The organism is Pseudomonas sp. TH07 (assembly GCF_016651285.1).
In the GTDB taxonomy this organism is placed as follows: Bacteria; Pseudomonadota; Gammaproteobacteria; order Pseudomonadales; family Pseudomonadaceae; genus Aquipseudomonas.
This window is the reverse complement of record NZ_JAEKED010000001.1, coordinates 5149955-5175709: the sequence shown is the minus strand read 5'-3', so window position 1 is coordinate 5175709 and position 25755 is coordinate 5149955. Positions and strand designations below refer to the sequence as shown.

General features: G+C 64.2%; 21 protein-coding genes and 1 pseudogene. 5 read left to right on the top strand and 17 right to left on the bottom strand.

Annotation, left to right across the window (positions count from 1 at the left end):
• Nucleotides 1–6: 6 nt before the first annotated feature.
• The 11 genes and pseudogenes from JFU57_RS23600 to JFU57_RS23555 all read right to left on the bottom strand — a co-directional run bounded on the left by JFU57_RS23600 (nucleotide 7) and on the right by JFU57_RS23555 (nucleotide 10767).
• Entirely contained in the window at nucleotides 7–954 is a 948-nt protein-coding gene (locus JFU57_RS23600; RefSeq protein WP_201130946.1) for an ABC transporter substrate-binding protein, read from the bottom strand.
• A 66-nt stretch (nucleotides 955–1020) separates the two neighbouring features.
• The gene (gene msrA, locus JFU57_RS33315; protein WP_274609829.1) at nucleotides 1021–1488 is read right to left on the bottom strand and encodes a peptide-methionine (S)-S-oxide reductase MsrA; all 468 of its coding nucleotides are present in this window, start codon (nucleotides 1486–1488) and stop codon (nucleotides 1021–1023) included.
• Nucleotides 1477–2370, bottom strand: a pseudogene (locus JFU57_RS23595) (homocysteine S-methyltransferase family protein); the annotation flags it as partial. The gene msrA and the pseudogene JFU57_RS23595, both read right to left, overlap by 12 nt.
• The gene (locus JFU57_RS23590; protein WP_421546822.1) at nucleotides 2367–3428 is read right to left on the bottom strand and encodes an ABC transporter substrate-binding protein; all 1062 of its coding nucleotides are present in this window, start codon (nucleotides 3426–3428) and stop codon (nucleotides 2367–2369) included. The gene JFU57_RS23590 and the pseudogene JFU57_RS23595, both read right to left, overlap by 4 nt.
• Nucleotides 3425–5473: an ATP-binding cassette domain-containing protein gene (locus JFU57_RS23585; RefSeq protein ID WP_201132181.1), complete on the bottom strand. Its 2049-nt coding sequence runs from the start codon at nucleotides 5471–5473 to the stop codon at nucleotides 3425–3427. Before JFU57_RS23585 ends, JFU57_RS23590 begins: the two co-directional genes overlap by 4 nt.
• A 342-nt stretch (nucleotides 5474–5815) precedes the next feature.
• Nucleotides 5816–6721, bottom strand: a complete 906-nt coding sequence (locus JFU57_RS23580; RefSeq protein ID WP_078473413.1) for a LysR family transcriptional regulator — start codon at nucleotides 6719–6721, stop codon at nucleotides 5816–5818.
• Nucleotides 6722–6932: 211 nt separating this feature from the next.
• The gene (locus JFU57_RS23575; protein ID WP_020297930.1) at nucleotides 6933–7604 is read right to left on the bottom strand and encodes a methionine ABC transporter permease; all 672 of its coding nucleotides are present in this window, start codon (nucleotides 7602–7604) and stop codon (nucleotides 6933–6935) included.
• Nucleotides 7601–8590 (bottom strand): methionine ABC transporter ATP-binding protein, encoded by a 990-nt coding sequence (locus JFU57_RS23570; protein ID WP_201130944.1) that lies wholly within the window; start codon nucleotides 8588–8590, stop codon nucleotides 7601–7603. The genes JFU57_RS23575 and JFU57_RS23570 overlap by 4 nt, the downstream gene beginning before the upstream one ends.
• Nucleotides 8587–9402, bottom strand: coding sequence for a MetQ/NlpA family ABC transporter substrate-binding protein (locus JFU57_RS23565; protein ID WP_201130943.1), 816 nt, complete (start codon nucleotides 9400–9402; stop codon nucleotides 8587–8589). Before JFU57_RS23565 ends, JFU57_RS23570 begins: the two co-directional genes overlap by 4 nt.
• A 34-nt stretch (nucleotides 9403–9436) precedes the next feature.
• Nucleotides 9437–10474 (bottom strand): isopenicillin N synthase family dioxygenase, encoded by a 1038-nt coding sequence (locus tag JFU57_RS23560; protein ID WP_201130942.1) that lies wholly within the window; start codon nucleotides 10472–10474, stop codon nucleotides 9437–9439.
• Nucleotides 10475–10551: 77 nt separating this feature from the next.
• Nucleotides 10552–10767 carry a TOBE domain-containing protein gene (locus JFU57_RS23555; protein WP_020297934.1) on the bottom strand — a complete coding sequence of 72 codons (216 nt, stop codon included), beginning with the start codon at nucleotides 10765–10767 and terminating at the stop codon, nucleotides 10552–10554.
• Nucleotides 10768–10982: 215 nt separating this feature from the next.
• On the opposite strand from JFU57_RS23555, the gene JFU57_RS23550 reads away from it, so the two are divergent.
• The 3 genes from JFU57_RS23550 (at nucleotide 10983) to JFU57_RS23540 (ending at nucleotide 15159) form a co-directional block, all read left to right on the top strand.
• Entirely contained in the window at nucleotides 10983–11804 is an 822-nt protein-coding gene (locus tag JFU57_RS23550) for an aldo/keto reductase (protein WP_201130941.1), read from the top strand.
• Nucleotides 11805–11926: 122 nt separating this feature from the next.
• Complete coding sequence (locus JFU57_RS23545) at nucleotides 11927–14764, top strand: response regulator (protein ID WP_201130940.1); 2838 nt, start codon at nucleotides 11927–11929, stop codon at nucleotides 14762–14764.
• Nucleotides 14765–14835: 71 nt separating this feature from the next.
• Nucleotides 14836–15159, top strand: a complete 324-nt coding sequence (locus tag JFU57_RS23540) for an Hpt domain-containing protein (RefSeq protein WP_078473419.1) — start codon at nucleotides 14836–14838, stop codon at nucleotides 15157–15159.
• A gap of 17 nt (nucleotides 15160–15176) precedes the next feature.
• Here the strand turns inward: JFU57_RS23540 and JFU57_RS23535 are convergent, their stop codons facing one another.
• Both JFU57_RS23535 and JFU57_RS23530 read right to left on the bottom strand, forming a co-directional pair.
• Nucleotides 15177–17453 carry an ATP-dependent DNA helicase gene (locus JFU57_RS23535; RefSeq protein WP_201130939.1) on the bottom strand — a complete coding sequence of 759 codons (2277 nt, stop codon included), beginning with the start codon at nucleotides 17451–17453 and terminating at the stop codon, nucleotides 15177–15179.
• Nucleotides 17450–19102: a VRR-NUC domain-containing protein gene (locus tag JFU57_RS23530; protein ID WP_201130938.1), complete on the bottom strand. Its 1653-nt coding sequence runs from the start codon at nucleotides 19100–19102 to the stop codon at nucleotides 17450–17452. Before JFU57_RS23530 ends, JFU57_RS23535 begins: the two co-directional genes overlap by 4 nt.
• 214 nt (nucleotides 19103–19316) lie before the next feature.
• Between JFU57_RS23530 and JFU57_RS23525 the strand changes: the two genes are divergently transcribed.
• Nucleotides 19317–19541, top strand: coding sequence for a YgdI/YgdR family lipoprotein (locus JFU57_RS23525; RefSeq protein ID WP_020297940.1), 225 nt, complete (start codon nucleotides 19317–19319; stop codon nucleotides 19539–19541).
• 20 nt (nucleotides 19542–19561) lie between these two features.
• On the opposite strand, the gene JFU57_RS23520 is transcribed toward JFU57_RS23525, so the two are convergent.
• Nucleotides 19562–19945: a hypothetical protein gene (locus JFU57_RS23520; RefSeq protein ID WP_020297941.1), complete on the bottom strand. Its 384-nt coding sequence runs from the start codon at nucleotides 19943–19945 to the stop codon at nucleotides 19562–19564.
• Between the two features lie 298 nt (nucleotides 19946–20243).
• Here JFU57_RS23520 and JFU57_RS23515 point away from each other — a divergent pair, with 298 nt between their 5' ends.
• Nucleotides 20244–20672: a hypothetical protein gene (locus tag JFU57_RS23515; RefSeq protein ID WP_421546829.1), complete on the top strand. Its 429-nt coding sequence runs from the start codon at nucleotides 20244–20246 to the stop codon at nucleotides 20670–20672.
• A 47-nt stretch (nucleotides 20673–20719) separates the two neighbouring features.
• Here JFU57_RS23515 and JFU57_RS23510 read toward each other — a convergent pair whose 3' ends face one another.
• From JFU57_RS23510 to JFU57_RS23500, 3 genes are all read right to left on the bottom strand, one after another.
• Nucleotides 20720–22573, bottom strand: a complete 1854-nt coding sequence (locus JFU57_RS23510) for a polyurethane esterase (protein ID WP_201130937.1) — start codon at nucleotides 22571–22573, stop codon at nucleotides 20720–20722.
• A gap of 79 nt (nucleotides 22574–22652) precedes the next feature.
• Entirely contained in the window at nucleotides 22653–24353 is a 1701-nt protein-coding gene (locus tag JFU57_RS23505) for a polyurethane esterase (protein WP_201130936.1), read from the bottom strand.
• 43 nt (nucleotides 24354–24396) lie between these two features.
• Nucleotides 24397–25755 (bottom strand): TolC family outer membrane protein, encoded by a 1359-nt coding sequence (locus JFU57_RS23500; protein ID WP_201130935.1) that lies wholly within the window; start codon nucleotides 25753–25755, stop codon nucleotides 24397–24399.

Below are 25755 nucleotides of genomic sequence, written 5' to 3'. Positions count from 1 at the left end.
GAGGGTTCAGTCGGCCAAGGCCTTCTGGAACGACTGATCGATGATCGGCGCGGTGTTCAAGGGCGCCTGCAGGGTCTTGACCTTGAACAGAAAGTCCGCCGTGCCTTGCAGGTCAGCGGCGGCCTGGGCATCCACCGGGCCCAGGGTCAGATGCGCCTGGCGCAACCAGTGGCGCGATACGCCCTGGTCGAGGTTGGCTTTTTTCGCCCAGAGGTCGGCGTACTCGTCCGTGTGGGTATCGACCCAGGCCCGGGCTTTTTTCAGGCGCTGGAGGAAGTCGGCAATGGCTTCACGCTTGCTGTCGATGGACGGCGTGGAGGCGGCAATTGCGCTGAGGCCAGGCATCAGGCCTTTGGCACTGACAATCGGACGCGCGCCGGAAAACAGGATCTGCTGGGAGATATAGGGTTCCCACACCGGAAACGCGTCGATGCTGCCCTGGGGCAAGGCGGCCGCGGCGTCAATCGGCATCAGTTTGACCCACTGCACGTAATCTTCCGGCAACCCGGCCTGCTCCAAGGCGCGCAAGGTCAGTTGCTGGCTCCAGGCGCCGGGCCAGTAGGCGACTTTCTTGCCCTTGAGGTCGGTGATGCTCTTGGCAGTGGAGTCTTTGCCCACCAGCAAGGCGATGGTGTCGGGATTTTGCCGGGAAACGCCGATCAGTTTCACCGGCGCCTGCTTGGCCGCCAGGAACAGGAACCCGGAATCCCCGAGAAAGCCCAGGTCCAGGGCCCCGGTATTCAGGGCTTCGGCCAGGGGCGCGGCGGCCTGGAAGTGTTTCCAGTCCACCGTATAGGGCGCGCCTTCCAGCACCCCGGAAGCTTCGACCGAGGCGCGGATGTTGTAGTAGTTCTGATCGCCGATATGCAGCACCGGCTTGTCGGCCGCGTGCGCCAGGGGCGCGGCGAGTATGGCGCCGGCCAGCAGCGCGCGCAGGTGTCGGGAGAATTTCATGCAGACCTCGCAACAATCATCAAGGGAAAGCCGGGCGCGGCACGCGGGCCGCGACCGGTTCAAGGTTCAGAGCGAGCAAGCGCTGGCGCCGTGTTTTTCCAGGTACCGCTGGTGTTCTTCGGCGGCCAGTTCGAACTCGCCCAGGGGCAGCACCACGGTCGCCACCGGTTTGGCCAGGCGTCCGCTGGCTTCAAGTTGCTCGCGGGCAGCCTCGGCGCTGGCGGCCTGTTCGGGGCCATTGACGAACAACGCCGAGCGGTATTTGACCCCGACATCCGCCCCCTGACGGTCGACCGAGGTCGGGTCGTGCAGGGTCCAGAACGCCTCGATCAGGCGGCTGTAGGCAATCTGCCGGGGGTCGAAATCAACCTGCACGACTTCTATCGACAGCGCCTCGCCACTGGCAGGCCGGGCAAAGCCGACACGGCTGTCGAGCACCCCGGGCAATTGCCGGAAGGCCGCTTCGGCGCCCCAGAAACAACCGGCGCCAAAGGTCGCCTGCTGCGCCTCTGCCGCGAACCAGTGGCGGTGCAGCGCGGCGATGTGTTCCGGGCCGATGCCGCAGCAACCGCCGACAATGCTCGCCCCGGCCTCAACCCAGGTGCGCGCCCAGTGCAGGTACGACTCGGGGCCCAGGTCATCGCGGATCTGCAACAAGGTGCTGTTGGCTTTGGCATCGCTGCTGACCACCGGGAACGCGTTGGCATACACCCCCAACTCCAGGTCCAGGCCCAGGGCCTCGAGCACCTGGCGCCCATCGCGCAGCGCCTGGGCCATGACCTCGGGCTGGCTGCAATTGAACAGCACCGCCCTGGCCCCCAGTTGCGCCGCCACCTGCACCGCCTCGGCCACCGCTTCGCCGGAACGCAGGCGCGCCACGCCATCGGCGCCCGGCACGTCGAGCAAGGTGAATGACAGCCACAACGGCTTGCTGTCGCTGCCCAGGGCTTCGGCCACGGCACGGACTTCCGCGATCGAGCTTTGGGTTTCCGCCAGCCACAGGTCGACGTGGGCACTCAGGCCGTCGATCAGTACCCGGTGGATGGCCACCGAACGCGAGTGATCGAACAGGTCCGGGCGATAGGAGCCCAGGGCCGGCGGCAACGAACCGGCAACGATCACCGCTTCCCCACTGTCGGCAGCGGCCTGGCGCGCCACCTGCCCGGCACGCTCGGCCAGGGCCCGGCCCTGTTGGTTAAAGCGTTGTTCGCCGATATGAAAAGGCACCAGGGCGTAGCTGTTGCTGGTGATCACCCGTGCCCCAGCCTCGATAAAGGCGCGGTGGGCCTGGAGTACGAACTCGGGGGCTTCGATCAGCGCCAGGGCCGACCATTCCGGCTGGCGAAATGGCGCGCCGATGCGCTGCAGCTCGCGACCCATGCCGCCATCGAGCAGACGCAGGCTGGCGCTGGTCATTGAATAGCCCCAACGGTCTGCTGCGGCTCGGCCAGCCATTTGTCGACCGTTGCCCGGTTGGCATCGACCCAGGCCTTGGCCGCGACGTCAGCCGGTTGCTTTTCTTTTTCGATCTGCAGGATCAGGCCATTGAGCACGGCCGGGTCGAGGGCCACGTTATGCAGGAAGCTGGCGATGCGTGGCGCGCGTTGCTGCAAGGTGGCAGAGGCCAGGACGTAGACCTTGGCATCCGGGAAGGCGCAGGTGATTTTGCTTTTGTTCAGCCAGTCCGGGTCCACCGTCGGGCTGATGAACTTCCAGCAACCATCGGCCTTGTACAACGGGTCACCCTTCTTGTTGTCCTGGGCATAGCCGTCGAATGCCGGCTCTTCCAGGCGGCGCAGGTCGAAGGCGGAGAAAATCCAGTCCGGGGTGTAGGCATAAAACACCACGCCGCGCCCGGCCTTGTAGGCCGCCGAGAGCTTGGCGTAGGTCACCGACGCTTCGGTGGACACCGCTTCGAACTTGTCGGCAAACCCGTAATCCTTGGCCTTGACCTGGCCGATGTAAGTCGACTCCCAGCCTGCCGGGCCCACCAGCAGCTGGGCTTCACCACCGCCCAGGGGCTCGAAGAGCTTGGCCACTTCCGGTTTCTTTAGGTCGTAGACGCTCTTGACCCCGTATTTGTCTTGCAGGTAACCCGGGATGTAGAAGCCCTGTTCGCCGGCATAGGGCTGCTTGTTGGGCACCAGCGAATGCTTGTCGCCGGTCACGTATTTGGCCCAGGCGGCCGACTGATTGGGCAGCCAGATATCGGTCAGCACATCCACCGAACCGTCGCCCTTGGCGGCGGCGCTGAGCAGCACCGCAACGTCGCCGGCCAGGTAGGACACATCACCGTCGAGGCGGGTCTTGATCACCTCGCCGAGGATGTGCTGGATGGCGATGGCGCCGGTCCAGTTCTGTTCGCCGATGACGATTTTGTCCTTGGCCAGCACGGTGGCCGGCAGGCTCAGGGTAGCCAGTAATGCAGCGGCACCCAGGGTGCGCGAAAGGCGTGTCTTCACGGTATGTCTCACTTTTGGTTAGAGGTGGAGCCTTGCTTGCGCAGGCTCGACTGAATGATTCGGTCCGGGATCAGCGCGCACAGCACAATCGCCGCACCGGCCAACATGCCTTCGCCGCCCTTGATGTTGCGCAACGCGGTCATCACGTCGTAGCCCAGGCCACCGGCGCCGATCAACGCCGCGACCACCACCATCGACAGGCTCATGACAATGGTCTGGTTGACCCCCAGCAGCAGCGAGCGACGAGCCAGGGGCAGTTGCACCTTGAGCAGGGTCTGCCAGGGGCTGGCGCCGTGGGCGACGGCGGCTTCCACCGCGTCCTTGGGCACTTCCTGGATGCCCAGGGAGGTCAGGCGGATCATCGGCGCCAGGGCGAAAATCACCGTGGCGATCACGGCCGGGGTCTTGCCCACCGAGAAAAACGCCACAGCCGGAATCAGGTACACAAAGGTCGGCAGGGTCTGCATCACATCCAGCAAGGGCGTGATCAGGCGCCGGGCCAGGGGTCGCTTGGCCAGGATGATCCCGGTGGGCACGCCGATGGCCAGGGCAATCAGCACCGAGGAACCGACCAGGGCCAGGGTGGCGATGGTGCGCTCCCAGAAACCGAACAGGCCGATATAGAGCAGGGCCACAGTGCTGGTCAGGGCCAGGGCGGTGCCCGCCGAACGCCATGCCAGCAACACCAGGGCCAGGGCCGCAACCGGCCAGGGCAGCCAGCCAAGGACGTTTTCCACGCCCTCGATCACGGTGCGCACGGCGACTATCACCCCGACAAAGGCGCTTTCGAAGTTGACCTGGGACCAACTGATGAATTGATCGATGCTGTCGGCGGTCAGCAGCAGCGCCTGGCGGTTGGCCGGGAACTGCAACAGCGCACCGCTGGCGTCCGGCGTCACCACCCGCCAGACCACCAGCGCCTGGCTGATCAGCAGCACCAGCAGGGCCAGGCCCCAGCCGGCCTGGGCCCGACGCAGCGGCTTGGCACTCTGGCTGATGGCAATCAAACGGCTGGCGGCCAATACCGCGACGGCCACCAGCGTCGGCAGCCAGGCGCCCTGCAGCACCCCGCGGGCCAGGGTCGCAAGGGCCGCCAGCTCAGCGCCGAAGGTCAACCAGAACAGCCCGCCACGGCCACGGGCAGCAAGGGCTGCGGGCCCCAGGAGCAAGGCTTGCCAGCCGGGCAGCCCCTGGGTATAGGCCACTGCGCCGGCGCTGTTGGCCACCGGCCGAGGGGGCTCGGCGGCCTGGGGCGCGGCCACTGGCGACGGGCCGCAATCACGAAAAAAGTCTGCTACTTCGGCATCTGCCGGTTGTTCGAGCAACTGCTGTGGGGTGCCGACTTGCACCAGTTGGCCATGGCGCAACACGGCGATCCGGTCCGCCAGGCGCACCGCTTCGACCGGGTCGTGGGTGACCAGCAAGGTGCTGATACCGCGCTCGCGCACCAGGGACAGGAAATGGCTTTGCAGGTCGCGGCGGATGGTCGGGTCCAGGGCGCTGAAGGGTTCGTCCATCAGCAGGATGTCCGGCTCGCTGACCAGCGCCCGTGCCAGGCCGACCCGTTGCTGCATGCCGCCCGACAGCTCATGGGGGTAATGCTCGCCCCAGCCTTCCAGGCCCACGGCCTGCAACTGCACGGCCGCTGCGGCGTGGCGCAAGGCCTCGGGTTCGCCGCGCAGCTCCAGGGGCAAGGCCACGTTATCGAGCACGCTGCGATGGGGCAGCAGGCCGAAGTGCTGGAACACCATGCCGATGCGCCGCGAGCGCAGCTCACGCAGACCCTGGGGGCTCAGGCCGCTGATGGCCTGGCCGTCGATCAGCACCTCGCCGCTGCTGGGCTCGATCAAGCGGTTGATATGGCGCAGCAAGGTGGACTTGCCGCTGCCGGAGGTGCCCATCAGGCACAGCACTTCACCGCGCCGCACCTTGAGGCTGACGTTGCTCACCGCCGGCGCTTTCGACCCTGCGTGATCACGCCCGTAGGCCTTGGTGATATCACGCAGTTCGAGCACCACGTCGGTCGCCCCGGCGGGATCGTCGAGGGAGATCGGCAGCCCGGAAGCGAGCCGCGATTGCGCCACAGAAGTTTGAATGATTGACACGACAGCTCCGCCAAGCGGCCCCGGCGGCGCCGCTCATGTGAGCCTGGGCGCCGGGGCTGGAAAAATGGACTGAACATCAGGCCAAGTCCTGTAGACGGACGCCTGACGCAAAGGCCGGGGGCTGCGCTGGTACGCAGGCCCCGGCCCTTGCGACATAAAGCTAAACGATCTTAAAAACTACAATCCAATATCATTTAGGAATTAGCTTAGGCTCAGGTTTATTCCTCTGCGCCCTCGCCCGGCCCTGCCCCCTCGCCGCTGGCAGGCACCCTGCCCCGGCCTCTGCGGCGAGCTTCAGGCTGCGTCGCCGATCTTCTTCAATGACGCGGCCACCAGCCGGCCAAAGGACTCCACCGGCCCCTGCAGATTGCCCAGAAAGTGCGGGTACACCAGCCACAGGTCCATCACCGGCTTGAAGTCCTTGAGCGGCACCACCGCCAACTGTTCGCGGTGGACGCTGCGCTCCAGCAACGGTCGCGGCACCAGGCCCAGCCCCAGGCCGTCGGCCACCAGGCCCAATTGCAACTCGGTGCCGAAGGTTTCGAGGTTGACGCGCAAGGCCAGGCCCTGGTCCGACAAGGTACGTTGCAGGCCGGCGCGAAAACCGCAGCCATCGGGATTGAGCACCCAGCCGTTGTGGTAGCAGTCGGCAAGCTTGCAGGGGCGCTTGGGCACCAGGTCGCGGGCACAGACCACTACCAGTTCGATCTTGCCGATGGATTGCCCAATGATGTTTTCCGGGAACACCTTGCCCGCCGGGAACAAGGCCACCACCGCATCGAGTTCGGCACTTTCGATTTTGCCCACCAACTGGCCGCCCCAGCCGGTGGCAACCTGGGCCCGCAGGTCCGGGTATTCGCTGCGCAGGTGCTTGAGCGCATCGAGCAGCACCACATCGCCAATGGTTTGCGGCACGCCCAGGCGAAACAGCCCGGTGGGCGGCGTGTCGCTGGCTACCAGTTCACGCAGGGCGTCCATTTCCCGCAGGATCGAACGGCACTGCTCATAGACCCGGGTGCCGATCACGGTGGGTTTCAAGGGTTTGGTATTGCGGTCGAACAGCTCCACCCCCAGGGCCTGCTCGAAGTTCTGTACACGCCGGGTAATCGCCGGTTGAGTCAGTTGCAGCGACTCGGCCGCATGGCTGATCGATTGGCAACGAATCACTTCGACAAAGGCATCGATATCATCAATTTTCATTTGGCCCGCACATGAAAAACAGTCACTAAAATGTCGAAAAAGCATAGTTCCAATCAGCCGCCCTGCAAAGCCCGTTGATTGTTACGGCGCTTTTCACTGCCCCGCGGGGGGCTGATTGAAGCGACTGCAGCAGCCAGACTGCAGATCCAGGCACCCACGAAAAAGCCCGGCGCGACCCTTCGCACCGGGCTTGCTGTGCTGCGTGACGGTTTCAGCGCCGGTGAGCCAGCGAGCGCACCAGGCGATCCCCCAGGCTCTGCACGCCCTGCACCAGAATCACCAGGACCACCACGGTGGCGACCATGATCTGGTTGTTGAAACGCTGGTAGCCGTAGCGAATCGCCAGGTCGCCCAGGCCACCACCGCCAATCACCCCGGCCATCGAGGAGAAACCGATCAGCATCACCAGGGTCAGGGTGATCCCCGCCAACAGTGCCGGCAGCGCTTCGGGCAGCAGCACCTTGAAGATCACATGGCGAATGTCACCGCCCATGGCCAGGATCGCTTCAATGCGCCCCTTGTCGACTTCATCTAGGGCGTTCTCGACGATTCGCGCAAAAAAAGGAAAGGCGCCAATGGTGATCGGCACCACCGCCGCCGTGCTGCCCAGGGTGGTGCCCACCACCAGCCGGGTCAGGGGAATCAAGGCGATCAGCATCACCACGAACGGCAGCGAGCGCCCCAGGTTGACCAGCGCCCCCAGGGCGTTGTTGAGCCTGGGCAGCGGATACAGGCCGCGGGCACGGCTGACAAACAGCAACACCCCCAGCGGCAGGCCGATCAGCAGGGTAAAGAGCCCGGCCAGCAACACCATGTAAAGGGTTTCCCCGGTGGCGTTGAACAGCAGTTGGGCGATTTCATTCCAGTCAGTGGTTTTGTTCATGAGGATTCAGCCCTGACCCCGCGCTGCTTGAGAAAATCCACCACCTGCGCCAGCTTCAGCGCATCGTGGGGTTGGCGAAACGCGACACGCAGGCGTCCTACCCGCTGCCCGCCGATCGACTCCACGCCACTGGCCAGCAAGCTCACATCCACCCCTTGCTGCTGGGCCAGTTCTTGCAGAATCGGGGTCGCCAGCAGGGAATCGAAAAACGTCAGTTCCAGCGCCTGGCGGGTGTCGTCTTCCGCACCCAGCGCCCTCTGGTAACCGGGCAACAGTGAGCGCCCAAGGCTTGAACCCGGGTCCGCCAGCAACTGGCGAATCGGCCCGGCCTCCACCAGGCGCCCCTGGGCCAGGGAGGCGGCGTGGTCGCAGATCGACTTGACCACCTCCAGCTCGTGGGTGATCAGGACAATGGTCACCCCCAACTGGCGATTGATATCGCGCAACAGCTCCAGGATCGACTCCGTGGTTTCCGGGTCAAGGGCGCTGGTGGCTTCATCCGAGAGCAAATACGCCGGGCGCGCAGCCAGTGCCCGGGCAATGCCCACGCGCTGCTTCTGTCCACCCGACAGTTGTGAGGGAAAGGCCTCGGCCTTGTCGCCCAGGCCCACCAGGTCCAGCAGCTCGCCGACCCGCGCCAGGCGCTGGGCCTTGGGCATGCCGGCGATTTCCAGGGGCACCGCGATGTTGTCCCTGACCGTGCGCGCATGCAGCAGGTTGAAGCCCTGGAAGATCATGCCGATGCGCTGGCGTTGCTGGCGCAGTGGCTTGTCGCCCAGGGTGGTCAGGTCTTGCCCGTCCATGATGATGCGCCCGGAACTGGGGCGTTCGAGCAGATTGAGGCAACGCAACAGGGTCGACTTGCCCGCCCCGCTGCGCCCGAGAATGCCGTACACCGCGCCATCGGGGATGCTCAACGACACCCGGTCCAGCGCCGGTGCCTGCCCGGCCCCGTAGCTTTTGCTCAACTGCTCGACTTCAATCATGGCTGGCTGCCCGCGACCGCTACCGGGATCACCGACCCCGAGTAGTTTTCAGTGATGAACTTGGCCACTTGCGGCGAATTCAGGTCCTTGGCCAATTGCTTGATCCGCGGGTCATCCACCAGCTTGGGGGTGGTGACCAGGATGTTGGCGTAGGGGTTGTGCGCGGCCTTCTCCAGGCCCAGGGCATCCTTGGCCGGTACCAGCCCGGCTTCCAGGGCGTAGTTGCCGTTGATCACCGCCAGGTCGACATCGTCCAGGGCCCGGGGGATCTGCGGCGATTCGATCTCGATAATCTTCAGTTGCTTGGGGTTCTGCGCGATGTCCTTGGGGGTCGCCTGGTCGCGGGCCGGGTCGTCGAAACCGGGCTTGAGCTTGATCAGGCCATTGTCTTGCAGCAGGTACAGGGCGCGACTCAGGTTGGTGACGTTATTGGGCACCGCCACTGTGCCTTTGACGGGCACCTGGTCGAAGCTCTTGTGGCGGTGGGAGTAAATCCCCAGGGGCTCGATGTGCACCGTGGCGGCCACCGCGAACTTCTGGCCCAGGGCCTGCTCCTGGGATTGCAGGTACGGCAGGTGCTGGAAATAGTTGGCGTCGACATCACCGTGGGCCAGCAACTCGTTGGAATTCACGCCGTTGGGGATCTCGATGATCTTGAGGCGCAACTGCGGGTCGATCTTCTGCACGTAGGCCAGGATCTGCGCGTGGGGCACCGGGTCGGCGGCGACCCGCAGGGGTTCCACGGCCTGCACGGCAAATGCGGCGGACAGTCCACTCAACAACGCCAGGGTCAATGCGCTTTTCTTCAACATGGGGCAGTCCTTGATCGGATAACGAATAAAGAGGTCAGGCACTCAGTGCCGCGGGCAGCAAGGCGTCGCCATAGAAGCGCTGCGCCACATCCGGATGGGAGCGCAGACGCCCCTTGAGGTAATTCCAGCCGACATCGCGCAGCAGCGGGTTGGCCGGGTCGCTGGCCGGGCCACGGGCTTCGCGTTGCAGCTCGGCGGGCAGCGGATACAGCGGCACCACTGCGTCCAGCCGGGCGCCGAGGAAGAACGCAATGGACAGGCGATCGCGGTCCGGCGGCGGCGAATGCACCCGGTGCACGGTGGCCCGCAGGTAGCCATTGCTCGCCAGCTCCAGCAGCTCGCCGATGTTCACCACCAGCGAGTTCTCCCGTGGCAGGGCATCGATCCAGCGGCCTTCCTCGACCTCCACCTGCAGCCCGGCCTGTTGGTCCTGCAAGAGAAAACTCAGGAACCCGGAATCCTTGTGCGCGCCGACGCCCTGCTGGCTTTCGCCGGGGACACGACCGGGGTAGCGGATCAACTTGATGTGTTCATTGGGCTTGTCGCCGTACAACTGATCGAAGGCCTGCTCCGGCAGTGACAGCGCCAGGGCGAAAGCGCGCAGCAGGCGCAGGGACATGGCGGTCATCGCCTGTTGCCATTCCAGCAGCAAGGGTTTGAGTTGGGGCAAGGCTTCGGGCCATTGGTTGGGCCCTTGCAGGCGTGCCCAGGCCGGGCTGTGGGCGTCCAGTGCCAGGGCCTGGCGCTCGGCCCCGACATCGAACTGCTCGCGCAAGTCCGGCTGGCCACGGGTGATCTCGGAGGCCGCGCGGTTATAGCCGCGAAAATGCGCGGAATTGATCATCCCCACCGCCAGTTTCTGCGCCTCGGGCAAGGCAAAGAACTGCCGCGCCTGCTGCTGCACCTGTTTCAGCAATTGGCTGTCGATGCCGTGCCCGGTCAGGTAGAAAAACCCCACATCCCGCGCCGCATGGCGCAGTTGCTCAAGAAACCCCTGGCGCTGCGCGGGGCTACCGTCCAGCAGCGCCAGGTCCAGCGAAGGCAGCGCGGTGATATCCAGCGAGTGCGACATGCTTCACTCCCCTGTGAATTGAAAAAGTCCGATGCGCGCCGTAACCCCTGCGCGCAACCCTTGCGCTCAAAACGGGTTCAGAGCTTGGCGATCGACACTTCGGTGGATTTGACGAAGGCAATGACTTCGCTGCCGATCTTCAATTCCAGGTCGCGCACCGAACGGGTGGTGATCACCGAGGTGACGATGCCCGACGCGGTCTGAACGTCGATTTCCGAAACCACCTGGCCTTCGTGGATCTCCTTGATCACGCCCTTGAACTGATTGCGTACGTTGATCGCTTTAATGGTCATGCTCGGTCTTCCTGTGTGAGGCCCGGCAAATTCGCCGGGTGGCTGAGGGCTAAAGTGCACCCTTGGCGAACTGTTTTAAAGGAATAAATAATTAGTATTTTATTCTTTTTAGATATATTGAACCCCTCCCCGCCAAGCCGGTCGGCTTGACCCCACGCGGCACCTTTGTTTTTCTGGGGCCCCACAGCCGATCAGGCTGTTTCAGGAGGTTATGTATGCGCAGGCTCGAACTGGCGGGCGTCAGCGTCCCGGTGATAGGACAAGGCACCTGGCACATGGGCGAGGACCGTCATCAACGGACCCGGGAAGTGAACGCGTTGCGGACCGGTATCGATCTGGGCATGAGCCTGATCGACAGCGCCGAAATGTACGCCGAGGGCGGCGCCGAGACAGTGGTCGGCGAAGCCATTGCCGGGCGGCGCGAGCAGGTGTTTCTGGTGAGCAAGGTCTACCCGCACAATGCCGGCCGCCAGGGTATCCCCCAGGCTTGCGAGCGCAGCCTGAAACGGCTGGGCACTGACTATATCGATCTGTACCTGCTGCACTGGCGCGGCCAGTACCCCTTGGAAGAAACCGTCGAGGCCTTTGAACGCCTGCGGGCCGACGGCAAGATCGGGCGCTGGGGCGTGTCCAACTTCGACCTGGACGACTTGCAGGAGCTGGCGGCACCGGCCTGTGCCACCAACCAGGTGCTGTACAACATCGAAGAGCGCGGCATCGAGTTCGACCTCCTGCCCTGGAGCCAGCAGCAGCGCCTGCCGATCATGGCGTACTGCCCGATTGCCCAGGCCGGCGCCCTGCTCGCCCATCCGCTGCTGGAACAGATTGCCCAGCGCCACCAGGTGACCACGGCCCAGGTTTCCCTGGCCTGGGTATTGCGCCAGGAGGGGGTCATCGCGATTCCCAAGGCGGTGCATCCGGCACACCTGCGACTCAACGCCGCCGCTGCCAGCCTGCAACTGGAGGCCGAGGATCTGGCCGCCATCGATAGCGCCTTCGCCGGCCCCACACGCAAGCGACGCCTGGCGATGATTTGAGCCCGAATCGGCGCTTTCTGGACGCTGCTCAGAAAAGACTGACGATTAGCAGAGTTCTGACACCGATGTATTTAAGATTCGTCTGATGCCTGGGCAGTGTGTCTCAGCTTTACAGTTGGCGCATGAGACTAAAAAGCTGCCTGCATCAGATAAATCCACTCTTTTCCCGGCCTGAAGCCGTTCTCCGCTTGCTTCGGCTTTTTGCGTTGCTGCTGCTCGCAGGCATCCTGATCGGCGTCTACAACTTTGTGCGTTCGACCCTGAACGACAACCTGTCCCGGCGTCACAGCTACATGAGCGGCGCCATCGCCCAGGCGCAAACCTTCTTCACCACCCGTGAAACCCTGCTCGAAAGCCTCAGCCTGTCGGCGGTGCGCCAGACGGCGGAACAGGCGCAACTGCCTCCAGCGGCTGAAGACCAGATCAGGCTGCAACTGGGCAATGCCGATGGCGAGCGGTGGAGTATCTGGCTCACCGAACGCATGCGCGAACACCTCAAGCGCAATCAACTGAATCTGCTGTACATCAGCGCAGGCCCTCGACCTCGGGTCGAGCGTCTGTACAGCGCCAACCCGCAGGCAGCCGCCGTTCCGGCGTCGGTAATGGAGCACCTGTCGACGCGGGAACCCCGGATGACGCTCGGCGAGGAAGGTCAGTGGCTGACCGAACAATCGGCGCAGTCCACCCAGCTGTACATTTTCTTTGCCCTCGATCATCGCGTCGCCGATTCCGGCTGGCTGGGCCTGGAGATGGATGGCAACGAAGTCCTGGCGGCTCTCAGCGACCAGAGCGCCGGGGAATTCATGATCCTCAACTCCCAGGGCGCCTTGGTCCTCACCAACACCCCTACCTACCGCTTGAGCCAGGCCCTGCTTGAGCTGCAGCACGACAACTTTTTCGGTTTTATCGGCGGTGCCTGGTTTCCCGAGCAGTTGGTGATCCGCAAGCAACTCAAGTCCACAGATTGGCAACTGATCTACGCCTTCGAACTGCGCAAACTGCTCCAGGATCTGTGGCCGCAACTGCTGGGCGCGCTGCTGTTCAGCCTGCTGAGCAGCGGCCTGATCTACTTGCTGACCCGGCGTGTGGAGCAGCACTTTATCGTCCCGGCGCTGAACCGGATCCAGGCACTGGTGGAGAGTGAGGCTTTCAGCCGCGACGTGATCCAGACCGCCCCCGTGGCCCTGTGCGTGTTACGCCGCAGCGACGGTCAGGTGGTCCTGGAAAATACCCTGGCGCAACAATGGCTGGATCAAGGAAAAGCCCAAGGCCTGCTGTGGGATGGCTGGATCCGGCAGGCGTTTGAACCGGATGGCGGCGCGCCCATCGATGATTTCGAAACCGCCGAGGGCCGGCACCTCCAGCTGAGTTCGGTGCCGACCCGCTACCACGGCGAAGACGTGCTGCTCTGCGCCTTCAGCGACATCAGCACACGCAAGCAGGTTGAAGCCGCACTCGATGAAGCCCGTTCCCTGGCCGAGTCTGCCAACGAGGCCAAGACCCTGTTCCTGGCTACCATGAGCCACGAGATCCGGACCCCGCTCTATGGTGTGCTCGGAACCTTGGAACTGCTGGGGCGCACCCGGCTCGACCAGCAGCAGAAACACTATCTGCAGGCGATGGAGGGCTCGTCGGCGACCCTGCTGCAGATGATCTGCGGCGTGCTCGACGTGTCGAAAATCGAAGCCGGAGAACTGGCACTGGAACTCCGGGAGTTTTCGCCCCTGGACCTGGCTTGCGAAATCGTCCAGAGCTATGCCGCCGCCGCTCAGGCCAAGGGCCTGCAACTGTATGCCTGCCTTGAGTGGCAACTGCCGGAACGGCTGGTGGGTGATGTCGCGCGCATTCGGCAGATACTCGGCAACCTGTTGAGTAATGCGCTCAAGTTCACGGATGTCGGGCGCGTGGTGCTGCGGGCCCACCTGCTTGAACTGAAGGGGAACCGCTGCACCCTCGAGTGGCAGGTCAGCGATACCGGCAAGGGCATCGCCGAGCAGGACCAAAGGATGCTGTTCGAACCGTTTTTCCAGACCTCGGGCAATACCAACGTGGTTGCCGGCACCGGTCTGGGCCTGCCCATCTGCCTGCGCCTGACACGGTTGATGAACGGCGACATGCGCGTGGTCAGCGAGCTTGGGCTGGGCAGCAGCTTCAGCCTGAGCCTGCCGTTGCAACGGGCCATGGACACGGCCCAATCCCCTTTCATGCCCCTGCTCGGCCCCCAGATCATCTACGTGCGGTCTTCAGTACGCGAGCTGGCGGAGAGCCTGGCGGGCTGGTTGCGACGCTGGGGCGCGCGGGTGCACCTGCGCCTGCCCGGCTACATCGATGCCGCCAGCGACTGCGTGTTGCTCGAACTGCACCCGGGCGCCATCAAGCACCGGCTCGAACCCGAATGGCAGGGGCCGCTGGTTCTGGCCTGCGGCATCGGGCATCACGAGCCGCGCCGCAATCATGGCTGGCAGGTGGATGTCAGCGACCTGCGGGCCATTCACCGGGCCGTCAGCCAGGCCCAGGGACAGCCCGCTACCGAGGACGAAACCCTGGTCCAGAGCCACGACCTGCCCAAGCTGGGCCTGCATGTGCTGGTGGCCGAGGACAACGTGATCAACCAGTTGATCCTCAAGGACCAGCTGGAAGAACTGGGCTGCAGCGTAAAACTGGCCGGCAACGGCGACGAAGCCTTGAGCCTGTGGCACAACGAGCGCTTCGATGTGGTCCTGACTGATATCAACATGCCCAGGCTCAATGGCTATGAATTAAGCCGGGAGCTGCGGCGACTGGGGTGCAGTACGCCGATTTTCGGTGCAACCGCCAACGCCATGCACGGCGAAGAAGCCCAATGCCTGGCGGCCGGCATGGAGCGCTGTCTGGTCAAACCCTTTTCCCTGCGCACGCTGCTCAGTTATCTCGCGCCCTACGCCAAGGCGCCGCCGCAGCCCGGACCGCCGGACACCTGAACCTGCCGCTGTTGCACGCGCAATCGCCCCAACCCGCAACCCCTGCCACCCACTCGGAGCGGCTACTGCCCATGCCCTTGTCTAGCCCACCTTGCGCCGCCGATATGGATGCGCTGCTACTGCCCGTGGCCTTGCGCGAAGTGTTTATCAGCACCCTGCGTGCGGATATCCAGCGCATTGAGATCGCCCTGGACACGGGCAATACCTTGCACGCGGCGCAATGCTTTCACAGCGTTGCCGGGGCCCTGGGCGTGGTCAACGCCCTGCCCCTGGCGCGCGCCTGTGTCGAGCTGGAAAACCAACTGCGCGAGCAGCGCCCAGGTTCCGGCCTGGAGCTACAGGCCCGGCAGCTGGCGCAACGGCTGACGCTGTTTCTTGATCAGTTGGAGCAATGAACTCAACTCGCATGAACTCAACCCGGCAGCGGCAGATCGGGCTGCAAGGCCCACCAGCTCGGCAGCAGTTGCTGGACCCGTGCCTCGCCAAAACGATCATCGATCAACATCACCACCCCGCGATCCTGCTGGCTGCGAATCACCCGGCCCGCCGCCTGTACCACTTTCTGCAGCCCCGGGTAGAGGTAGGTGTAGTCATAACCGGCGCCAAAGATCGCCGCCATGCGCTGCTTCAACTGCTCGTTCACCGGGTTCAACTGGGCCAGGCCCAGGGTGGCGATAAAGGCACCGATCAGCCGCGATCCCGGCAAATCGATACCCTCGCCAAACGCCCCGCCCAGCACCGCAAACCCGATGCCCTGGCCTTCGCTGCTGAACTGATCGAGAAAGCCCTGGCGCTGCCCTTCGTCCATGCCCCGCGATTGCAGCCACAGGGCAATGTCCGGGTGCTCTCGGGCCAGTAGCTGCGCCACCTGCTGCAGGTAATCAAAACTGCTGAAGAACGCCAGGTAATTGCCGGGACGCTGACGGAACTGGCGAGCCATCAGCTCGACAATCGGCGCCAGGGACGCCTGGCGATGCACAAAACGGGTGGAGATGCGCTTGACGATATGCACCTCCAGTTGCGCCGCGTCGAACGGCGACTCGACATCGACCCAGACCGTGGTGTCCGGCAGGCCCAGCAGGTCGCTGTAGTAATGCCGCGGGTTGAGGGTCGCGGAAAACAGCACGCAACTGCGCGCCGCCGTCAGCCTCGGGCGAATGAAACCCGCCGGCACCACATTGCGCAGGCACAGCTGGGACAGGCTGCGCTTGGCATTGAGCTCACGCTTGCTGATATCGAACAGAAAGTGCTCATCGAACAGCTCGGCAACCCGGGTGAACTGCAGCATCTCGAAGTAGAAACCCTGCAGGCTGGCATCCAGCCCCTGGGGGTGATCGTTGAGGTAATCGCCAATCGCCGAAACGCACAGCGACAGGGCCTTGAGCAAGGCTGCCGGCGCCTGGGCATAGGCCTGGTATGGTGCCAGTTGCTCCTTGTGCAGGGCATTCCACTCCCGGTTCAAGCGTTGCAAGGGCTTTTTCAGCGCCTCGGGCGCCGCCGCCCGCACAGTGTTCATCTGGTACTGGTCGAGGCTGGCGCTGTACATCGATCGCCCGCGCTCCACCAGGTTGTGCGCCTCGTCCACCAACACCGCCACGGTCCACTGATTGGCCTGGGCCAGGCCGAACAGCAAGGCGCTGAAATCGAAGTAGTAGTTGTAGTCCGCGACCACCAGGTCGCTCCAGCGGGCCATTTCCTGGCTCAGGTAATAGGGGCAGACCTCATGCGCCAGGGCAATCTGCCGCAGGCGCTGCTGGTCCAGCAGGCGCACCTGGCTGGCCGCCTGGCGCGCCGCCGGCAAGCGATCGTAGAAGCCGCGGGCCAGGGGGCAGGACTCGCCGTGGCAGGCCTTGTCCGGGTGCTCGCAGGCTTTGTCCCGGGCCACCAGCTCCAGTACCCGCAACGGCAGTTCGGGGCAACTGTCGAACAGCACCTGGGACGCATCCAGCGCCAGTTTGCGGCCCGGGGTCTTGGCCGTCAGGAACAACAGCTTGTCCAGGTGCTGCGGGGCCATGGCCTTGAGCATGGGGAAGATGGTGCCAATGGTCTTGCCGATCCCGGTCGGTGCCTGGGCCATCAGGCAGCGCCCGGTGCTCACTGCCTTGTACACCGACTCCGCCAGGGAGCGCTGGCCGCTGCGAAACTGCCCATGGGGGAACGCCAGGGCCTGGGTTGCCAGGTCCCGCGTGCTGCGGTGCGCCAGTTCCTGCTCGGCCCACTGCACAAAGACTGCGCATTGCTGCTTGAAAAACTGCTCCAGCGTCGCCGCCTCAAAGGGCTCGACCAAGGCGGTTTCCTGCTCGCTGACAATGTCGAAATACACCAGCGCCAGGCGGATCTCACTCAGTTCCAGGGCCTGGCACATCAGCCAGCCATAGACCTTGGCCTGGGCCCAGTGCAGTTGCCGATGGTTGGCCGGCATGCGGCTGAGGTCGCCACGGTAGGTCTTGACCTCCTCCAGCAGGTTTTGCATGGGGTCGTAGCCATCGGCCCGGCCCTTGACCGTCAGCGGCCCATATTGGCCTTGCAGGGCCACTTCGTTCTGGTAGCCGGGGCTGCGTCGGGCGGCCACCGTGCGATGGCCGGCGATGCCTTCGAGCGCAGTGGGCGATGGGGTGAAACGCAAGTCGAGGTCACCAATCTTGGCCGTGAACTCGCACAGCGCCCGCACCGCGATGCGGTAGCTCAAGCCGGCTGCTCCTGCCATTGCACATAGCAGACCGCCACCGGCATCTGGTGCTGGTGGCAGAACTCCAGCCAGCGCAACTGGTTGTCCTGCAGGCGATCGCCCGGGCCCTTGACCTCGATCATGCGGTAGGTTTTTTGCTCGGGCCAGAACTGGATCAGATCCGGCATGCCGGCACGATTGGCGCGGATATCCAGCAACAGGCGCTCGAACCAGTGCTTGAGGTGGATCGCTGGCAGGCAGTCCAGGGCCTGGTCGAGCAGCTCTTCGGTCAGCGCCCCCCAGAACACGAAGGGTGATTGCACGCCCCACTTGGCCACGAAGCGCTGGCGGATGGTGCGGATGTAACGCCCGTCATCCAGCTCGGCCAGGCAGGCCTGGAACAACTCGGCGCGACGGGGATGGAAATCTTCACTCAACAGGTCCACCGGCCCGCGCTGGAACGGGTGAAAGAACGCCCCGGGCAACGGTGCGAAGATCGCCGGCCAGCACAGCAGGCCGAACAGCGAATTGATCAGGCTGTTCTCGACATAGTGCACCGGGGCCTGCTCGGCATGCAGGTGGGCCTGGACGTGGTACTCCACCGACAGCAGCGCATCGCTGCGGGCCAGGTTCAGCTCCAGGCGTTGTGGCTCGCGACCCGGCACCCGGCGCTGGACCGGCCCGCCCAGCTTGCGCCGCAGGCGCGGCAACACCCGCAGCAACAGCTGCTGTTCGGCTGCGCTTTGCGGTGCCTGGGCCGCTACCTCGGCCAGCGCCAGGGCCTGGGGATAGTCGCCGCTGCGTTCCAGCACGCGGATCAGTCGCATCCGCGCCCCGGGGTAGGCACAGCCGCTATAGATCGCCAGGGCCAGCGCCCAGTCCGCCAGGCGTTCGCAGTGCTGGCCCAACTGAAACAGCAGCTTGGCGCGGCGTTTTTCCAGCCAGGGGTTGTCGATGGGCAAGGCCTGGATCCGGGCCAGCACATCAGCCAGCTCGTGCCCGGCTTCGAAGGCTTCCTGGCACTGTTGCAAATAGATAAAGCCATCCACGTCCCTGCGGCTGCGCAAGCCGCGGGAATCGGCGCTGAACTCGACTTTTTCGTAGGTGTAGATGCCAAGGTCGGCCAGCACGAACTCCGACCAGTCCTGGTACAGGTTGCCGAAAAACATCAGGCGCAGGCGATCGCACAGATCCATGACTGTCAGGCTCAGCAACTGATCATCGAGCTGCGGGCACCAATCGGCGAAGGCTCGGGGCGGGGCCCCATGCTCGGTCAATGCCGCCAGCCAATCGGTTTTCCTGGCTTTGGGCTGATCGATGAGGGCGGCGAAACACTGCAGGATTTCGGACTTTTGCAACAGACCGAACAGCTCGTCCAGGGACACCTCGGCCCCCGGGTCGACCCAGCCCAGGCGCACCAGGGGCGTGGCCGCCAGGGTGATATCGCCGATCTCGGCATAACTCAGCTTGGCGGCACGAAAATGCCGGCCCTTGCGCATCACCAGGCGTACCAGCAATGCCTGGGCAGGTTGCGGCAACCCGGCGAAATCAGCGATGAAGCGCTGCTCTTCAGGGCACAGCAGGTCGGCATACCGCTGCTCGATCCAGGCCAGCACTTGCTGAAAGTTGTGCAGGTAATAGAACGGGTTTTCGAGGGGGTTGGAAGTCACAGAAGGCAGGCACCGCGGAAAAAGACACTGGTTATGCATACAGATAACAGCTGTGCGCCGTGCCTGGCAAACACTATTGGATAAATGGCGCCCCGGCTTGCCGGCCCTGGACGAACACTTTTTTTCGAGGGTTATCGCGATGGAGAATGACTATAGAGTCATCAAAATACGGCACACTGTGCCGCTTCAACGTGCATGAACGAGAGGTTTGTCTATGAAGTTTGAAACCCTGGGCCTGGCCCTGGCTGCCACCGCACTCCTGGCCTTGGCGGGTTGCGCCTCGCCCACCGTGGTGACCTTGCAGAACGGCACCCAGTACCTGACCAAGGATGTGCCAAAGACCCGCACGGCCGATGGCTTCTATGAGTTCGTCGATATTTCCGGCAAGAAAATTCGCATCAAGGCGGACGATGTAGCCACCGTCCGCCAGGAACAATAACCGCCTCCGATCTAGGGCAATCAGCGGTAGAGGCCAAGCCCCGGGACACTGCCATCGCAGGAAATACTCTGCTGGGCATTGCGCTTGTACAACTCGCCGCGAACCTTCTGGCAGCGGTCATATTCCTGCCTGGCGGCATTGTCGATGCTGATATTGCCCGTGGTTTCCGGCTGCTGGCCGTCCCCCAGGCGGACCTGGGCCCAGGGTTGCTCCGGGGCGATGTGAAAGCGGCTGGGGGCGGGCTGTTGCTTGGGTTCGACCTTCAATTTGGCCCCGGCCGGCAATTGCTCCGGGGTCACGCCATAACGCTGCAAAATCGAGTTGTGCGGCAGCTCGTCCGCCAGCGTCGTGCCTGCCAGCAGGCTCAGCACCAGACCGATTGCACACCTCTTGTTGTTACTCACCTGACTTGTCTCCTGCTGTCCATTGGGCCGGTGCGACGGCTTGTGGCCATCGCCCGTGCCTGAATAACGCATGGGCTGCCTAACGCTTTAGTCCCTGCCCGCGCCCCTGGATAAAGGCGCCGGGCCCGCCCTCGCGGTCTGCGTCATGTTGGCTATGCTTTCCCAGCGCTCACCATGAGCGCCCTCGGGCGGTAGCCCCAGGTGCAAGGTATTGGAGTCGTTATTTGGGGTGCGGGTCACGCCCGGTTCCCGATGACTGCCGCGGTGCCTGCATTGCCCCCTACAAGGAGTAGCCATTGTGCAAAGCCCTAACCCGCTGTTGAACTATTGCCGGACCCTGCCCCTCAAGACCCTGGCGTTGACCCTGGTATTGGGCGGCCTGAGCGCCTGCGCCAACATCAATGCGCGAACCACTGAATACGTCGGCGTGACCCACGCCGGGCCCACCTCGCCAGCGTCGGTCCAGGTGCTGCGCAGCGAGCCGACCCGCCCTCACATTCGCCTCGGTGAAGTGGTCCTGGACAGCAGCGTCGACCCGGCGCCACCGGTCAGTGAAATCGAGCAGAAACTACGGGAAGAAGCCGCGAAGATCGGCGGCGATGCAGTGGTCGTGGTGTATGACAAGATCCAGCCGGTATCAGCCTATGTCAGCGGCCCATTGTGGGACCGGGACATCCAGACCATCGATGGGCGCAAGCTCAAGGGCATCGTGATCGGCTACCAGTGATGGGGGGTGGCGGCGCATGCGAGGCACGCGCCGCCCGTCTCGATGCCTCAGGCGAGGACGATGCCCGCGCCGTTCAACTGCTCCAGGCCCACACCCACCAAGGTCACCGAAGCCTGGCCAAAGCTCAGCAGCGTGTCATTGCCCACCGCCGTGGCGTGGGCACGGTAGCTGTCGTTCGGCGCCACCCCGGCCACCCCCATGAACACCAGGCTGTCACTGGCCTGGTACCCCAGCAGCCGGTCATGGCCGAAGTCGCCACTGAAGACAAAGGTGTTGTGGCCGCCCCCCGCCTGCAGCAGGTCATCACCGGCGCCGCCGACAAACACGTGATGGCCGAGTTCGCCCAGCAGATGATCGTTGCCCCCCAGGCCGAACAGCCAGTCACCCACGCCGTCGGCCCGCACCTGGCTGGCGCCGGCGTCGCCACTGTGGGACTTGGCGTAGGCGGTCAGCACCGAGCCCGCCAGCAGGCCTTTGCCCGTGACCTGGTGACTGACCTCATCCTTGAACAACCCCCACAACGCGCCTGACTCCTTGCTGGTCAAGGTACCGATATCCCGGGTGATGCTGATACCGCCCTGGGCATCGCGGATGTACAGGCTGCCGGCGCCATCGTTGGCAAATTCCAGGCTGTGCACCGACTGCTGCAACTCCAGGGTGTTGTGCCCCTGGCCACCGAGCAGGATGTTGTAGCCGCCGCCATCACGGAACGTATCGTTGCCCGCGCCGCCCTCCAGGTAGTCATTGCCCTTGCCGCCCTGGATCAGGTCGTTACCGTCGCTGCCGATGATAAAAGTGCTGCCCTGGTGCGCCTCGGCATTGCGGTTGAGGTCCTGGACCCAGGTGCCGGCCCGTGCCGGGTCAGACAGGTTGGCGACGATGATGGTCGAGTCCTGGTGGGTGAAGTCATAGAACGCCGAGTTCAGCACCCGGGTCATGCCGGAGTCGTAGCCACTGGGCAGGTGGGACAGCCAGGTGGGCACATTGAGAATCGAGAACGGCAGCAGGTTCCAGGCGCTGGAGGCGTAGAAGTCGTTGAAGCTGACGATGTTGTTGGTCGCCGACTCATGAGGCGCATCGTGCACCCCGAGGGATGACAGGTTGAAGGTGGAACCGTCCAGGGCGCGAAACACCGGGTCGTTTTCAAAGCCGATGTTCAGCACTTTGTCGCCGGCGCTCTGGGTCGGCGAAGCGTAGGCCAGGTACTGGGCATCCTTGAAAAACCCGTCCCAGCGCCCTTCGCTCAGGTCCGCCAGGCTATTGACTGCCAACCCGCCCAGGCTATGGCCGCTGACCACGATATCCGAGCCGCTCAGGCCATTGGCCCGGGCAAAGGCCGCGACATCGCCCAGCAGGCCGCCGAACGCCTCGCCGCTGTAGTTCTTGGCGTAGTCCTGGGGCCCCAGGGCAGCCAGCAGGTCGTTGAGCACATCGCCGATGGAGTCGCTGATCACCGATTCGCGCGGGCCGCTGGTGCCGCGAAAGGCAATGCCGATCGAGGTCAACTGGCCATTGGCGTCGTACTGGCCGAGGACTTCGGCCTGGGCCGTGGTGTAGCCGGCCTTTTCACCAAAAAAAGTGCCGCGCACATCGACCTTGCCGCCATACCCCAGTTGGGCGGCGCTGATCGGTGTCCAGCCGGCCTGGTGCAAGGCGTCGAGGGCGGCCTTTTCCGAGTCGGGGTTCCACGGCACGCCGGGAATCACCCCCTGGGAATCGCTGCTGCCGATCAATGCGCTGACCAGGGTCGCCGGCAGGCCGAGGCCGAAGCCGTTGTGCTGATAGCCCACGGCAAAGCCGTTATCGAGGTTGTGGTAGGAATACAGGGTGATTGCCAGGGCATCGGCGAACAGCGCCTTGCTGCCTTCGCTGCCGAGGTTTTTGTAGTCATAGACCGCCATGATGGTGCCTCTCTTTTGGGAAAACCGGGCTGAAACCGGCGCCGCCAGCAAGCCGACGGCGCACGCTTGCACTGCCTGCTCAGGCGAAGACCAGCCCCGCGCCGACCAGGCTGTCCGGGGCAATACCGACCAGGGTCACGGAGTAGTCGCCCACACTCAGCACCGTGTCCTGGCCGCTCTGCGTCAGGTGCTGGCTGTAGTCGTAGCCCTGCCCGGCACCTTCGACGCCGAGGAACACCAGCCTGTCGCTGCCCTGGTAGCCGTGCAGGGTGTCGAAGCCAAAGGCGCCGTTGAACAGGAAGGTGTTGCCGCCGCCGCTGGCGTACAGCTCATCGTTGCCGGCACCGCCGACGAAGGTCACCTGGCTGTGCTCGCTGCGCAGCAGGTCATCGCCGCCAAGGCCGAACAACCAGTCGCCCTCGCCGCTGGCCACCAGTGAATTGCCGTAGGCATCGCCGTTGAGCGAATGGTTGTAGGGCGTCAACTGGTCACCGGCCAACAGCCCGGCAGCGGTGACCTCGTGACTCACCTCTTTGCTGAACAGGCCCCAGGCAAAGCCCGGCTCCTTGCTGACCAGGGCACCGATGTCCCGGGTCAGGCTGATGCCGCCGTAGGCATCGCGCACATACAAGGTGCCGTCGCCATCGTTGGCCAGGGTGAAGTGATCGAGGGGCTGGCGCAGTTCGAACACGTTGTGCCCCTTGCCGCCGAGTATCACGTTGTAGCCGCCGTCATCGCGAAAACGGTCATCGCCATCGCGGCCTTCCAGGAAGTCATTGCCACGCCCGCCCTTGAGCAGGTCGTTGCCGTCACTGCCAATGATAAAGGTGCTGCCCGTATGCGCCTCGGCATTGCGATTGAGGTCTTCGACCCAGGTGTTGCCACGGCTGGACGACAACAGGTTGGAAATGACCAGGGTCGAATCCTTGCTCGTCAGCCCGTAGAAGCTTGAGTCGATCACCCGATTCAGCGCATCGGCATACCCGGCCGACCCGTGGGCCTGCCACGACTGCGGGTTGAGAATGCTTTGCGGCAGCAGGTTCTCCAGGGTGCTGGCGTAATGGTCGTTGAAGTTGACGATATTGTTGGTGGCCGAGGGCTGTGGCTGATCGTGGCTGCCCAGGGAGGTCACGCTGAAGCGGGTGCCGTCGAGCACCCGGAATACCGGGTCGTTTTCAAAACCGATGTTCAGCACCTGGGGCGTGGCCGGGCTCTGGGTCGGCGAGGCAAAGGCCACGTAGTTGGCCTGCTGATAAAACCCGCCCCAGTGCTCGCCACTCAGGGCCGCCAGGCTGTTGACCGCCAACCCGCCCAGGCTGTGGCCGCTGACCAGCACATCCTTGGCCCCAAGGCCCTGGGCCTGGGCGAAAGTCGCCACGTCCTGCAGCAGTTGGTTGAAGGCGTTCTGGGTGTAGTTCTGGGCGTAATCCACCGGACCGATCGCCGCCAGCAGGTTGTTCTTGATGTCACCCAGGGTGTCGCTGAAACCCAGGCCACCGGTGCCGCGAAAGGCAATGCCGATCGAGGTCAGTTGGCCATTGGCATCGTATTGGCCAAGGACCTCGGCCTCGGCGCTGGTGAAGCCGGCCTGCTCCCCGAAAAACGTGCCCTGGGGCCCGACCCGGCCCTGGTAACCCAGGGCCTCGGCGCCAATCGTCAGCCAACCGCCGGGCTGGGGTTGGCCGTCAGGGGCGTAGGCATAGAGCGCCAGGGTCATGGCGGCGCTGTACTGCGCCTTGGCCTCCTGCTCGGAGAACTGCTTGTAAGCAAAAATGCCCATGGGGGTTTCCTCTCGTGTGCTGATCGTGTCTGCCTGGAGCCCGTCAGTGCGAGCTGCGCGGCACAAAGGCCTCGTCGACCCGCGCCAGGTCCGCTTCGCGCAGAGTGCCGGCGTAGTAATGCAGCTTGGTCCAGGCCATCAGGTAGTCGTAGCGCGCCTGGGCCAGGTCGCGCCGGGTGCTGTAGAGCTGTTGCTCGGCGTTCAGCGCATCAAGGTTGACCCGTTCGCCGCCGAGGATGCTTTGCCGGGTGGAGACCACCAAGGCCTCGGCCGAGCTCAGGGCTTTCTGATAGGCCCGCAGTTTGTTGGCGCCCGACAGGCAGGCACTGAACTGGCGCCGCAGCTCGATCAGGGTTTCGCGGGTCTGTGAGTCCAGTTCGTACTCGGCCTGCTCCATGGAGCGGCTGGCCTGGCGGGTCGCCGCCGACACCCCGCCGCCGGCGTACAGCGGCACGCTGACCTCGATGCCGATGGTGTTGGTGTCATAGCGCTGGTTGTAGGTATTGCCGCTTTCCGACTCGTTCTGGCGCACCGAGGCATAGGCGTTGAGCTTGGGCATATGCCCGGCGCGATTGCGCTCCACCTCGTAACGCGCAACTTCCAGGCGCTGGCGACCGGAGGCCAGGTTCGGGTTGTTGCTCAGGGCCAGCTCATGCCAGGTGGCGAAATTGGCCGGGGTCAGGGTGAACACCTGGAAACCCTGGTCCAGCGGCTGCAAGTCGCCGATATCCACCGCCGGCACCCCGATCAGCGCCCCCAATTCCCGCAGCGAGGCATCCTGTTCATCCCGGGCTTCGATTTCTTCGGCGGTGGCCAGCTCATAGCGTGACTCGGCTTCAAGGATGTCGGTGCGGGTGCCCTCGCCCTGCTGGAACATGTGCTGGTTCTGCTGGAACTGCTGCTCGAACGCGCGCTTCTTGGCCTGGGCAATGTCGATCTGGTCCTGGGCGAATAGGGCCTTGGTGTAATAGGTCAACACCCGAACCAGCAGCTCCTGGCTCTTGCCGCGAAAGTTCTCATCGGCAAACAGCGCCTGGGCCACGCCCTTGCGGTAGGCCGCGTAGGCTTCGTAGTCGATCAGCGGCTGCTGCAGGGTGAAGGACGAGCCGTAGCTGCTGTAGTTGCGGTCCTCGTGCTGGGTGCCGCGCACGGTGTCGAGGTAGGTCACCTTGGAGGTGTTGCGGCCCTTGTTGTAGCTGTAGCCCAGCTTGGGCAGCAAGCCGGCGCGGCCAATGGCGCGGTTTTCCAGACCGGCGTCGCGTTCCTTCATGGCGCCGAGGAACACCGGGTCGTTGCGCAGCGCCTGCTCGTAAATCTGAAACGGTCCCATGGCCCGGGCATTGCCACAGGCCAGCAGCAGGACGGCAGCGAAGATGGAAAGCTTACTCATGCGACGCAACAT